At 67.7% G+C, this 12626-nt stretch carries 13 protein-coding genes; 12 read left to right on the forward strand and 1 reads right to left on the reverse strand.

What is annotated here, in order from left to right; genetic code table 11:
* The 8 genes from AB0I79_RS47620 to AB0I79_RS47655 form a co-directional block, all read left to right on the forward strand.
* A partial coding sequence (locus tag AB0I79_RS47620; protein ID WP_357888453.1) for a complex I subunit 1 family protein occupies window positions 1–786 on the forward strand: 786 nt, incomplete at its 5' end.
* Window positions 773–1288: an NADH-quinone oxidoreductase subunit NuoI gene (gene nuoI / locus AB0I79_RS47625; protein ID WP_148433094.1), complete on the forward strand. Its 516-nt coding sequence runs from the start codon at window positions 773–775 to the stop codon at window positions 1286–1288. The genes AB0I79_RS47620 and nuoI, both read left to right, overlap by 14 nt.
* Window positions 1281–2084 (forward strand): NADH-quinone oxidoreductase subunit J, encoded by an 804-nt coding sequence (locus AB0I79_RS47630; protein WP_357888456.1) that lies wholly within the window; start codon window positions 1281–1283, stop codon window positions 2082–2084. The genes nuoI and AB0I79_RS47630 overlap by 8 nt, the downstream gene beginning before the upstream one ends.
* Window positions 2081–2377: an NADH-quinone oxidoreductase subunit NuoK gene (gene nuoK / locus AB0I79_RS47635; protein ID WP_148433096.1), complete on the forward strand. Its 297-nt coding sequence runs from the start codon at window positions 2081–2083 to the stop codon at window positions 2375–2377. The genes AB0I79_RS47630 and nuoK overlap by 4 nt, the downstream gene beginning before the upstream one ends.
* A 71-nt stretch (window positions 2378–2448) precedes the next feature.
* Window positions 2449–4296: an NADH-quinone oxidoreductase subunit L gene (gene nuoL / locus AB0I79_RS47640; protein WP_357888755.1), complete on the forward strand. Its 1848-nt coding sequence runs from the start codon at window positions 2449–2451 to the stop codon at window positions 4294–4296.
* Complete coding sequence (locus AB0I79_RS47645; RefSeq protein WP_357888459.1) at window positions 4296–5855, forward strand: NADH-quinone oxidoreductase subunit M; 1560 nt, start codon at window positions 4296–4298, stop codon at window positions 5853–5855. The genes nuoL and AB0I79_RS47645 overlap by 1 nt, the downstream gene beginning before the upstream one ends.
* Window positions 5852–7444, forward strand: coding sequence for an NADH-quinone oxidoreductase subunit NuoN (gene nuoN / locus AB0I79_RS47650; protein ID WP_357888462.1), 1593 nt, complete (start codon window positions 5852–5854; stop codon window positions 7442–7444). Before AB0I79_RS47645 ends, nuoN begins: the two co-directional genes overlap by 4 nt.
* A gap of 15 nt (window positions 7445–7459) precedes the next feature.
* Complete coding sequence (locus AB0I79_RS47655; RefSeq protein ID WP_357888465.1) at window positions 7460–8449, forward strand: polyprenyl synthetase family protein; 990 nt, start codon at window positions 7460–7462, stop codon at window positions 8447–8449.
* On the opposite strand, the gene rarD is transcribed toward AB0I79_RS47655, so the two are convergent.
* Window positions 8425–9351, reverse strand: coding sequence for an EamA family transporter RarD (rarD, locus tag AB0I79_RS47660; protein WP_357888467.1), 927 nt, complete (start codon window positions 9349–9351; stop codon window positions 8425–8427). The genes AB0I79_RS47655 and rarD overlap by 25 nt on opposite strands.
* 121 nt (window positions 9352–9472) lie before the next feature.
* Here rarD and msrA point away from each other — a divergent pair, with 121 nt between their 5' ends.
* The 4 genes from msrA to AB0I79_RS47680 all read left to right on the forward strand — a co-directional run bounded on the left by msrA (window position 9473) and on the right by AB0I79_RS47680 (window position 12603).
* A complete protein-coding gene (gene msrA, locus AB0I79_RS47665; protein WP_357888470.1) occupies window positions 9473–10135 on the forward strand; it encodes a peptide-methionine (S)-S-oxide reductase MsrA in 663 nt (220 codons plus the stop codon).
* Window positions 10136–10430: 295 nt separating this feature from the next.
* A complete protein-coding gene (locus AB0I79_RS47670; protein WP_357888473.1) occupies window positions 10431–10781 on the forward strand; it encodes a type II toxin-antitoxin system RelE/ParE family toxin in 351 nt (116 codons plus the stop codon).
* The gene (locus AB0I79_RS47675; protein WP_357888476.1) at window positions 10778–11077 is read left to right on the forward strand and encodes a helix-turn-helix transcriptional regulator; all 300 of its coding nucleotides are present in this window, start codon (window positions 10778–10780) and stop codon (window positions 11075–11077) included. Before AB0I79_RS47670 ends, AB0I79_RS47675 begins: the two co-directional genes overlap by 4 nt.
* A 635-nt stretch (window positions 11078–11712) precedes the next feature.
* Window positions 11713–12603, forward strand: coding sequence for an arginase family protein (locus tag AB0I79_RS47680; RefSeq protein ID WP_357888479.1), 891 nt, complete (start codon window positions 11713–11715; stop codon window positions 12601–12603).
* Window positions 12604–12626: the final 23 nt, after the last annotated feature.

Genomic DNA, 12626 nt, shown 5'->3' on the forward strand with positions numbered 1-12626 from the left:
GAGATCGCGATGGGGCTGTCGTTCGTGGCGATCTTCCTGTTCGCCGGGACGCTGTCCACCTCCGAGATCGTCAAGGCGCAGGAGCAGACCTGGTTCGCGGTGCTGCTCATCCCGTCCTTCCTGGTGTACGTGGTGTGCATGTTCGGCGAGGCCGCGCGCATCCCGTTCGACCTGCCGGAGGGTGAGGGCGAGCTGGTCGGCGGGTTCCAGACCGAGTACTCCTCGTCGCTGAAGTTCGCGCTCATCATGATGGGCGAGTACCTGCACACCTTCACCGCCTCGGGCATCGCGGTGACGCTGTTCCTGGGCGGCTGGCGGGCTCCGGCGCCGATCTCCACGTTCTGGGAGGGCGCCAACCAGGGCTGGTGGCCGGTGCTGTGGTTCTTCATCAAGTTCGTGCTGACGTTCTGCTTCATCGTGTGGGTGCGCGCGTCGCTGCCGCGGGTGCGCTACGACCAGCTGATGTCGCTGGGCTGGAAGGTGCTGATCCCGGTCAACCTGGCCTGGATCCTGCTGGTGGCCGCGGTGCGCAACGTGGTGGTCAACGACGGCAACCGGACGCTCGGCATCGGGCTGGGCGTGGTCATCGTGATCGCCGCGCTGGCCATCTGGATGCGGTTCGACACCGTGAACCAGCGGCGCAAGGAGGCCAGGAAGGCACAGGTGGACGCCGAGTTCGCGCAACTGTCCGAGGAGCCGACGGCCGGTGGCTTCCCTGTGCCGCCGCTCGACCTGCCGCACTACCACGGGGTGCAGCACAAGGAGATTCCCAGTGGGACTAACTGATTGGCTGAACCCCGTCAAGGGCTTCGGGGTCACCTTCCACACGATGTTCAAGAAGCCCGTCACGACGAACTACCCGGAGGAGAAGAAGCCCACGGCTCCTCGCTTCCACGGGCGTCACCAGCTCAACCGCTGGCCTGACGGGCTGGAGAAGTGCGTCGGGTGCGAGCTGTGCGCCTGGGCGTGTCCGGCCGACGCGATCTACGTCGAGGGCGCGGACAACACCGAGGAGGAGCGCTTCTCGCCGGGCGAGCGTTACGGGCGCACGTACCAGATCAACTATCTGCGGTGCATCCTGTGCGGCCTGTGCATCGAGGCCTGCCCGACCCGCGCGCTCACCATGACCAACGAGTACGAGCTCGCCGACACCAACCGCGAGAGCCTCATCTACACCAAGGAGATGCTGCTCGCGCCGCTGACCCAGGGCATGGAGCAGCCGCCGCACCCCATGCGGCTCGGTGAGACCGAAGAGGACTACTACCGGCTGGGGCGGACCAATGGGTGAGACCATCACTTTCTGGGTGCTCGCCGTCGTGTCCGTCGGCGCCGCGCTCGGCATGGTCTTCAACCGCAAGGCCGTGTATTCCGCGCTGATGCTCGGCACCGTGATGCTCTGCCTGGCCGTCCTGTACGCGGTGCAGGACGCGCCCTTCCTGGCGGCGGTGCAGATCATCGTCTACACCGGCGCGATCATGATGCTGTTCCTGTTCGTGCTCATGCTCGTGGGCGTGGACTCCTCCGACTCCTTCGTCGAGACGCTCAAGGGCCAGCGCTTCTGGGCGATCCTGGCGGGCCTCGGCTTCCTGGCGCTGATCGTGCTGGCCGTCGGCAACGCGGTCTTCGCGCCGCAGGCCGGCCTGGCGCAGGCCACCGGGCAGGGCGGCTACATCCGCTCGATCGCGCTGCTGCTGTTCACCAAGTACGTGTTCGCGTTCGAGATCACCTCGGCGCTGCTGATCACCGCCGCGCTGGCCGCGATGGTGCTCGCGCACCGCGAGAAGCTCACCGAGAAGGTCACGCAGAAGGACCTGTCCCGCGCCCGGTTCCTCGGCGACCACCCGTCGCCGCTGCCGGGCCCCGGCACCTACGCCAGGAGCAACGCCATCGACATGCCGGCGCTGCTGCCCGACGGGTCGGTCGCCGAGTCCTCGGTCAACCGGTACATCGCGCGCTACGACGTCGAGCACGACCACCTGCCCGAGGACCCCAGGCTCGCCGAGGCGATCAAGCACACGGCCGAGATCGACGAGGCGCCGACCGAGGCGGAGAAGGACGCCGAGACCAATGAGGTGACCAAGTGACGACGCACTACCTCGTCCTGTCCGGCATTCTCTTCGCCATCGGCGCCATGGGCGTGCTGATCAGGCGTAACGCGATCGTGGTGTTCATGTGCGTGGAGCTCATGCTCAACGCCTGCAACCTCGCCTTCGTCACCTTCTCCAGGCAGGTCGGCAACCTGGAGGGCCAGATCATCGCGTTCTTCGTGATGGTGGTGGCCGCGGCCGAGGTCGTGGTCGGCCTGGCCATCATCGTGACGATCTTCCGAACCCGCAGGTCCGCGTCCGTCGACGACGCGAACCTGCTGAAGTACTGAGGTGACTGGTGGAATCTCATATCGCTGAGATCACGCCGCACACCGGTGGAGTGATCGGCAACGCCTGGCTGATGATCGCCCTCCCGCTGGTCGGGGCGTTCATCCTGCTGGTGTTCAACCGGTTCACCAACCGCTGGGGCCATCTGCTGGGCGTGGCCATGTCCCTCGCCTCGTTCGTCGTGGCGGTGCTGGCGTTCTTCGAGCTGCTCGGGCTCGGGGCGGAGGAGCGCCGCAGGGCGGTGCACCTGTACGAGTTCATCCCCGGCATGGTGGACATGGGGCTGCTCATCGACCCCCTGTCCATCAGCTTCGCGCTGCTGATCACCGGTGTGGGCTCGCTGATCCACATCTACTCGATCGGCTACATGGCTCACGACGAGCACCGCCGCAGGTTCTTCGCCTACCTGAACCTGTTCGTGGCCGCGATGCTCCTGCTGGTGCTGGCCGACAACTACGTCGGGCTGTTCATCGGCTGGGAGGGTGTCGGCCTGGCCTCGTACCTGCTGATCGGCTTCTGGCAGTTCAAGCCGTCCGCGGCGGTCGCGGCCAAGAAGGCGTTCGTCGTCAACCGCGTCGGTGACTTCGGCCTGCTGGTCGGCATGTTCATCATCTGGACCACGTTCGGCACCCTGACCTTCAAGGAGCTGGGCGATCAGATCCAGCCCGGCCAGACGAACGGCACCATGCTCGCCATCGGCCTGCTGCTGCTCCTCGGCGCCTGCGGCAAGTCGGCGCAGCTCCCGCTGCAGTCCTGGCTCCTCGACGCCATGGAGGGCCCGACCCCGGTCTCGGCCCTCATCCACGCCGCGACCATGGTCACCGCCGGCGTCTACCTGGTGGTCCGCTCCGGGGCGTTCTTCTTCCCCGAAGGCTCGGGCGCCGCGCTCGCCGTCGCCATCGTCGGCGCGGTCACGCTGCTCGCCGGTGCGATCATCGGTTGCGCCAAGGACGACATCAAGAAGGGCCTGGCCGGCTCGACGATGTCGCAGATCGGCTACATGATGCTCGGCGCGGGCCTCGGCCCGGCGGGCTACGCCTTCGCGATCGGCCACCTGATCACGCACGGCTTCTTCAAGGCCAACATGTTCCTCGGCGCCGGCTCCGTCATGCACGGCATGAACGACGAGGTCGACATGCGCAAGTACGGGGCACTGCGCAAGGTCATGCCGATCACGTTCGCCACGTTCTTCATCGGCTACCTGGCGATCATCGGCTTCCCGCTGCTGTCCGGTTACTTCACCAAGGACGGCATCATCGAGACCGCGGTGCACCACCAGCCGATCCTCGGCTGGCTGGCCGTGCTGGGCGCCGGCATCACCGGCTTCTACATGTCGCGGATGGTCTTCATGACCTTCTTCGGCCAGAAGCGGTGGGCCGACGACGCGCACCCGCACGAGTCGCCGCTGGTCATGACGGTACCGCTGATGATCCTGTCGCTCGGCTCGATCTTCCTGGGCGGTTACCTCGTCCTGAGCAACCGGCTCCTGGACTTCCTCGCCCCCGCGGTCGGCGCGCCGGCGGAGCGTCCGGAGTTCCACTTCACCAGCACGCCGGGTCTGGCGACCCTCGCGCTGGTCGCGGTCGGCGCGGGATTCGCCTGGATGAAGTACGGCCGGGTCGAGGTGCCGTCGGTGCAGCCGCGCGGCTCCTTCCTCACCACGTTCGCCCGGCGCGACCTCTACGGTGACGCGCTCAACGAGTCGCTCTTCATGCGCCCCGGCCAGTGGCTGACCCGTCTGGCGGTGTTCTTCGACAACCGCGGCATCGACGGGATCGTCAACGGCCTGGCGGCGGGCATCGGCGGCAGCTCCGGGCGCCTGCGGCGGGTCCAGACGGGCTTCGCCAGAACGTACGCGCTGTCCATCTTCATCGGTGCCGCCCTGCTGACCGGCGCCCTGCTCCTCGTTGGGAACATCTGATGTCACCCTGGCTTCCGATACTCATGGCGGTGCCCGTGGTGGGCGCCGTCGTGGTGGCCCTGCTTCCCAAGGGCAGTGACAAGCTGGCCAAGCAGGTAGCGCTGCTCGTCTCGCTGCTGGTGCTGGTCCTCACGGGCGTCGTGGCCGCCGGGTTCAAGCCTTCCGGCGACCGCTTCCAGTACGTCGCCGAGTACAACTGGATCCCGAGCTTCGGCGTGAAGTTCGGGGTCGGCGTGGACGGCGTGGCCCTGGTGCTCATCGCGCTGTCGGCGGTGCTGGTGCCGATCGTGATCCTGGCCTCCTGGCACGACGCCGACGGGGTCAAGACCGCCGACGGCACGCTGATCACGCCCAAGCGGTCGGTCAAGACGTACTTCTCGCTGCTGCTGGTGCTGGAAGCGATGATGATCGGCGTCTTCGCGGCGACCGACATCTTCCTGTTCTACGTCTTCTTCGAAGCCATGCTGATCCCGATGTACTTCATGATCGGGTCGTACGGCGGCGCCCAGCGGTCCTACGCGGCCGTCAAGTTCCTGCTGTACTCGCTCTTCGGCGGCCTGCTCATGCTGGTCGCGGTCATCGGGCTGTACTTCGTCGCGGGCAAGCAGACGTTCATGTTCCCCGAGCTCGTCGGGGCCATCCAGGACCCGGCGATGCAGAAGTGGCTGTTCGGCGGCTTCTTCATCGCCTTCGCCATCAAGGCGCCGCTGTGGCCGGTGCACACCTGGCTGCCCGACGCGGCCGCCCAGGCTCCGGCCGGCGCCGCGGTGCTGCTGGTGGGCGTGCTGGACAAGGTCGGCACGTTCGGGATGCTGCGCTTCTGCCTGGAGCTGTTCCCCGAGGCCGCCAAGGCGTTCACGATGCCGATCGTCGTGCTGGCGGTCATCAGCATCATCTACGGCGCCATCGTGGCCATCGGCCAGACCGACATGAAGCGGCTCATCGCCTACACGTCGATCTCGCACTTCGGCTTCATCGTCCTGGGCGTGTTCGCCATGTCGGACGTCGCCCAGTCGGGCGCGGCGCTCTACATGGTCAACCACGGCTTCGCCACCGGCGCGCTGTTCCTGGCGGCGGGCTTCCTCATCGCCAGGCGCGGGTCGCCGTTCATCAGCGACTACGGAGGCGTGCAGAAGGTCGCCCCGGTGCTCGCGGGCTTCTTCCTGGTCGCCGGTCTGGCCGGGCTCTCGCTGCCGGGCCTGTCGTCGTTCGTCAGCGAGTTCATGGTGATGATCGGCACGTACTCCAGCCAGGCGCACGGCTCCGGCGCGCTGACGGTGGCCGCGATCATCTCGGCGGTGGCCGTCATCCTCGCGGCCGTCTACATCCTGTGGATGATCCAGCGCACCATGAACGGGCCGACGGCCGAGCCGGTCAAGGCGTTCAAGGACCTGAACGCCCGCGAGGTCTGGGTGCTGGCTCCGCTGGTCGCCCTCATCATCGGCTTCGGCTTCTTCCCCAAGCCGCTGCTCGATGTGATCAACCCGTCTGTGCAACAGACGCTGACCAACGTGAAGGTGCCCACCTCCACCATCGCTGAGAAGGGGACAGGTCAGTGAACCCCGCCATCGAAGCGCCGACGATCGAGTACGGCACGCTGGCGCCGCTGCTGATCATCTTCGGCGCGGCCTGCATCGGCGTGCTCGTCGAGGCGTTCGCGCCGCGCTACCTGCGCAAGTCCATCCACGTGCCGCTCACCCTGCTGAGCCTGGCCGGCGCGTTCGCGCTGGTCCTGGTGCAGACGGTGCGCGGCCAGGTGTCCACCACGGCCTCCGCCATGGGCGCGCTCGCCGTGGACGGGCCCGCCCTGTTCATCTGGGGCATCATCCTCGTCCTGTCGTTCGTCTGCGTGCTGCTGATCAACGACGAGGGGCACTTCGTGGCCTCCGCCGCGGCCGTGCCGGGCAGCGCCGACGAGGAGGAGGCCGAGGCGCACGACAACGGCACCGGCCACACCGAGGTCTACCCGCTGGTCCTGTTCGCCGTGGGCGGCATGCTGCTCTTCCCGGCCTCGCACGACCTGCTGATGATGTTCGTGGCCCTCGAGGTCATGTCGCTGCCGCTGTACCTGCTGTGCGGCCTGGCCCGCAGGCGCCGCCTCCTGTCGCAGGAGGCGTCGATGAAGTACTTCCTGCTGGGCGCCTTCTCCTCGGCGTTCTTCCTGTACGGCACCGCGATGGTCTACGGCTTCGCGGGCACCGTCTCGCTGCCGGGCATCAACCAGGCCATGGCCGCGGGCAACGCGCTCGACCCGCTGCTGCTGATCGGGTTCGCGATGCTCGGCGTGGGCCTGCTGTTCAAGATCGGCGCGGCGCCGTTCCAGGCCTGGAAGCCGGACGTCTACCAGGGCGCGCCGACGCCCATCACCGCCCTCATGGCCTCCGGCACGCTCGTGGCGGCCGTCGGGGCCGTGCTGCGGGTGTTCTGGGTCGGTCTGGGCAACCTCGACTGGGAGTGGCGGCCGGTCATCTGGGCCGTCGCCGCGCTCACGATGGTCGTCGGCTCGATCCTGGCGATCACGCAGACCGAGATCAAGCGCATGCTGGCGTACTCGTCCATCGCGCACGCCGGCTTCCTGCTGGTCGGCGTGATGGCCACGTACGGCAGCGCCCAGCAGAACGCCGGCTCGCTCAAGGCGATCCTGTTCTACCTGGCGGTCTACGGCATCACCACCGTCGGCGCGTTCGCCGTGCTGACGCTGGTGCGCGACCCGGGCGGCGAGGCGGGGCACCTGTCCCGCTGGGCCGGGCTCGGCAAGCGCGCGCCCGTCCTGGCCGGCGTGTTCGCCTTCTTCCTGCTCGCCTTCGCCGGCATCCCGCTGACGAGCGGCTTCATGGGCAAGTACGCCATCTTCGCCGCCGCGCTGAACAGCGGCACCCAGCCCGGCGACTCGATGGGCGGCTGGATGGCCGGCCTGGTGGTGCTGGGCGTGGTCGCCTCCGCGATCGCCGCGTTCTTCTACGTCCGCGTGATCGTGCTGATGTTCTTCAGCGAGCCGGCCGCCGACGGCCCGGCGGTCGCGGCCCCCAGTATGGGGACCGTGGCAGTCATCGCGGTTTCGCTGCTGGTTACCGTAGGGGTGGGGCTCTACCCGGAGTCCGTGCTCGGTGTTGCCAACGACGCTGCCAGCAGCCTGTTCATCAGATAGACAAGGGGATCTCGTATGTCTGCGCCACCCGTGGTTGACCTTCCCATTGCGGACGAGCGGTTGGCGCAGGACGTGGCCAACGGGCTGGCCGCAGTCGAGAAGCTCCTGCGCTCGTCGGTGGAGACGGAGGACGCCTTCGTCACCGAGGTGTCCAAGCACCTCATCGAGGCGGGCGGCAAGCGGTTCCGTACGCTGATGGTGCTGCTCGCCGCCCAGTTCGGCGACCCGTCGGCGCCGGGCGTGGTGCCCGGCGCCGTGGTCATCGAGCTGACCCACCTCGGCTCGCTCTACCACGACGACGTCATGGACGAGGCCCCGGTCCGCCGGGGCTCCCCGTCCGCCAACGCCCGGTGGGACAACACCGTGGCGATCCTCACCGGCGACTACCTGTTCGCCCAGGCCTCCGACCTCCTGGCCGACCTCGGCCCCGAGCTGATCCGGATCCAGGCCCAGACGTTCTCCCGGCTCGTCCAGGGCCAGATCCGCGAGACCATCGGCCCGCGCGCCGGCGAGGACCCGATCGCCCACTACCTCGGCGTCCTGGCCGACAAGACGGGCTCGCTCATCGCCGCCTCCGGCCGCTTCGGCGCGCTGCTGTCGGGGTCCCCCGCCGACGTGGAGGAGCGCCTCAGCCGCGCCTGCGAGGCGATCGGCGTGGCCTGGCAGCTCGGCGACGACCTGCTGGACGTGGCCTCCTCCGGCGCCCAGTCGGGCAAGACGCCCGGCACGGACCTGCGGGAGGGCATCAAGACCCTGCCGGTCCTGTACGCCCTGGCCGCCGGCGACTCCCCGCGCCTGACGGCCCTGCTGTCGGGCCCCGTGGCCGAGGAGGACGTCGAGGAGGCGCTCACCCTGCTGCGCGCCCACTCCGGCATGGCGCGGGCCCGGGCGGAGCTGGAGGCCTGGGTGGACCGCGCCCGGGCCGACATCTCGGGCCTGCCCGACATCCCGGCCAAGGACGCGTTCCTGGCGCTCTGCGACTACGTGGTCGAGCGCTCCGGCTGAAGCATCGCGGCTCTACGGGCGGTACGGTTCACCCGTGCCGCCCGAAGGGTGTCGTAGGTGAAGACGGCCAGGGCCAGCCACACGATCGAGAACCCGATCCACCGGCTCGACGGCATGACCTCCTTGGCGATCAGCACCCCGCACCCGAACTGCAGGATCGGCGCGATGTACTGCAGCAGCCCGATCGTGCTCAGCGGGACGCTGATGGCCGCCGCGCCGAAGCAGAGCAGCGGCACGGCCGTGATGACCCCGGCCCCCACCAGCAACAGCGCGTGGCCGGCGCCCTCCTGCGCGAACGTGCCCTGCCCCGTCACCTGCAGGAACCCCACGTAGGCGAGGGCGGGCAGCAGCAGGACCAGCGTCTCGACGGCCAGGCTCTCCGTGGCGGCCACGCCCGCCTTCTTCTTGACCAGCCCGTAGACGCCGAAGCTGAAGGCCAGCGTGAGCGCGATCCAGGGCAGGCGCCCGTAGTCGAGCGTCAGCACCAGCACCGCCAGCGCGCCGAACCCGACCGCCACCCACTGCAGGGTACGCAGGCGCTCGCGCAGCAGCACCACGCCGAACAGCACGTTGACCAGCGGGTTGATGAAGTAGCCGAGGGCGCTCTCCACGACGTGGCCGGTGTTGACGGCGTAGATGTAGGTGCCCCAGTTGACGGTCACGAAGATGGCGGCGAGGGTCAGCAGGCCGAGCTTCTTCGGTTGGCGGACCATCTCCTTGACCCAGGCCCAGTGCCTGCGCAGAGCCAGCACGGCGACGACCACCACCAGCGACCACACCATCCGGTGAGCGAGGATCTCGACGGCTCCGGAGGGTTTGAGCAGGGGCCAGTAGAGGGGGAACAGCCCCCACATGGTGTAGGCGGCGATCCCGAAGAACACGCCACGCCGAAGGTCAGGCATGTACCCGATTGTCGGGCCTTACCACCCTTAAACACAAATTTCGTCCACTAAGCGGAAATGTGTAGACGTCCTTAAGTGTTGGGGCGTGTGTAGGGTGGAACTGACCTATGGAGGTAGCGCTATGGGCTGGCTGTTCGGCGGCAACAAGACATCGATGGTCCGACCCGAGGACGCGCTCCCGGGCCGCCCGGACCCCATCCCCGTCCCGGCCCGCCACGCGGTCCTCGACGCCCCCCTCGCGCCTCCGTACCCGGAGGGCCTGGAGGTCGCCGACTTCGGCCTGGGCTGTTTCTGGGGCGCCGAGCGCAAGTTCTGGCAGACGCCCGGCGTCTACACGACGGCGGTCGGCTACCAGGGCGGTTACACCGCGAACCCGACGTACGAGGAGGTCTGCAGCGGCCTCACGGGACACGCGGAGGTCGTCAGGGTCGTCTTCGACCCGGCCCGGGTGTCGTACGAGGAGCTCCTGAAGGTCTTCTGGGAGGCCCACGACCCCACCCAGGGCATGCGCCAGGGCAACGACGTCGGCACCCAGTACCGGTCGGCGATCTACTACCACTCGCCTGAGCAGCAGAAGGCGGCTGAGGGGGCGCGGGAGGCGTACCAGAGGGTGCTGAAGGACGCCGGCTACGGCGAGATCACCACGGAGATCGCCCCGGCCGGGCCGTTCCACTACGCCGAGGACTATCACCAGCAGTACCTCTACAAGGTCCCCAACGGCTACTGCGGCATCGGCGGCACGGGCGTCGCCTGCCCGGTCGGCCTGACCTCCGGCGAGGCGTGAGGTAGGCGGAGTGCCGCGAAGGGCTTGACGTAGTCCGACTTGAATGGCCGAACCGTGCGGCTCGCGTCGGTGTGAGTCAGCATGGTCGGCCTTGTGCCATTCAGGCCGTGCTACCGGCCGTCTCGCGTCCGGCGCGGGCTGACGTCGTGGCGGTCACGACTATCAAGATCCGAAGGCGTTCGCGAGGCTCTTATGTCCCGGCGGAATGGCTATGTGTAGTTTCGACATCACCGCTGGTAGTCAAATTTCGTCGATCACCCGATCGGGGAAGTCCTGCGGCCATAGCATCGTCGCTATGGCCTGGGGTAGCGTAGAGCTGGAACCGGAAGTTCGGGAGTGGCTGGAGAAGCTCTCGGCGGAATCGTTCGCGCGAGCGGCTTTCTATATCGATCTGCTGGCGGCGGAAGGCCCGTTGCTGGGGGAGCCGTACACACGACAGCTCGATGGCAAGCTGCGCGAGCTGCGGTTCTACCTTGGTGATCTGACGATGCGGATCAGTTACTGGATCGCTTCGGATCGGCGGATCATCCTCCTGACCGTTTTCCACAAAACGCGCATGAGGGAAGATCGAGAAGTGGACCGGGCGCGGCGAGCGTTGTTCCGGTGCATGGACGAGGCGCACTCGGTGGACGAGGAGTGGCGATGACCGAGCGGACCAATTGGGCTGATCTCCGTGACCGGCGACTGTCCGAGCCCGGGGCTGCCGAGGCATACGACGCGGCTCGTCTTGCCTTCGAGCTCGGTAGGGCAGTACGACAGATGCGGGAATCGCGTGGGTGGAGCCAGAGTGAGCTGGCTCGTGCGGCTGACATGACGCAGTCGGCAGTGGCCCGTTTCGAAGGAGGAGGCACCGTGCCGACGCTGCCGGTCCTCGAGCGGCTGGCCCGGGCTCTGGACGCCGATCTGGAGGTGCGGATCAGTCCACGCGCTCCAGCAGCCTGAGTCTGATTTATCGCGCGAGATAAAGCGCTACACCAGCAGTACCTCTTTAAAGTGCCGAACGGTTACTGCGGTATCGGCGTTGCCTGCCCGGTCGGTTTGACCTCCGGCGAAGCCTGAGCCCGGCGGGACCTGTCTGATGCCGAACCAGGGACAGGGGTGTCCCAGGCTTGGGGTGGCGGTTCGCGATTTGCCGTTCATCGGGACGCTGGAGGCAGCGCGAGGTTTGCGCGCCGATGAGGTCTTGCAGGCGGAGGACAATCATTCCTTGTGATTCTGATCGTCCTTGACGCAGGTCTGTTGCTCGTCCTGTCCACGGCGGTCACTGAGATGTGTCAGCTGATTGAGAGCGGCAGGAAGGCACAGCGGAGACGGACTTCTCGCGAACCTTCGGTGCGGGACTGACTCTGGTCGATCTCACTGGGCAGGATCGTCACTTCACGGCGGTGCGCCCGGAGCACACTGATGCGCTGCTCCTCTTGCTGGAGACACTCTAAACACCGGCCTCAAGGGGCGACGCATCCGGCGTTGGTGGCCTGCCGATCGACTCCGCCACCGCATCGGCTCGCGTCTGATGGGGGATGGAATGTGGCGGGCATCTACCGGGTGTGGCCGTCGGCCGGGAGAGAGGAATTCGGATGGTGCATCCCCCGGAAGTCATTCACGTACGTACCAATCTGGGTCTGGTACCCGGTGTCGAACGGCTCGGTACGGCGCTGCTGGATGAAGGGCTGGCCGAGGGCATCGGCGCGAGCGTCGGGGCGGTGGTGGAGGCGCCACCGTACTCGAGGGACCGTGCTCACTCGAGCCGGCTGCTCAACGCCGAGGCGATGGCCGAGGTGGCGCTGCGCCAGGCCGACGTGGTGGCGGACGCGATCGAGGACGGCCGGTTGCCCGTGGTCCTCGGTGGGGACGACAGCGTGATATTCGGTAGTTTGCTGGCGCTGCGTCGGCGAGGCGTTTACGGCTTGGTGTTTCTCGACGCGCACATCGACTTCTATCCGCCCAGCGACTCGCCGACAGGTCAGGCGTCGGATGCGGAGATGTACCTCGCGTTCGGCCACGGTGCGGACGTGATTGCGAACGTGGGCGGGGCACGGCCGTTGGTAACCCCTCGGGCCGCGGCGTTGATCGGCCACCGTGACCCTGACGAGTGGCGGGACACCGGCGCGGCGCTGTCCGCCACCGATGCCCTGGTCGTCTCCCTTGAGGAACTGCGTGAGAACGGCGCGGAGGCCACTGCGCAGCGTGCGCTCGCTCATCTGCACGGCACGGGCGTCGAGGGCTTCCTGCTGCACATCGACGCTGACGTGCTCGACGATGTGCTCATGCCGGCGGTCGACTACCGCGTGCCCGGCGGGTTGGACCGAAGGGAGTTCGCTGTGCTCGCAGGGACGCTGCTGGCCGACGAAGGGGTCGCGTGTGTCGACGTAACGATCTACAACCCCCTGCTCGATCCGGACGGCGAGGCACGGCGTAACCTCACCGGCTGCTTGATCGACGCGTTCACCAAGCGCGCCGCGTCGTAGTGCGGCCTCACCTGCCCGGTGGA

This window comes from Nonomuraea sp. NPDC050202, assembly GCF_040656115.1.
Taxonomy (GTDB): Bacteria; Actinomycetota; Actinomycetes; order Streptosporangiales; family Streptosporangiaceae; genus Nonomuraea.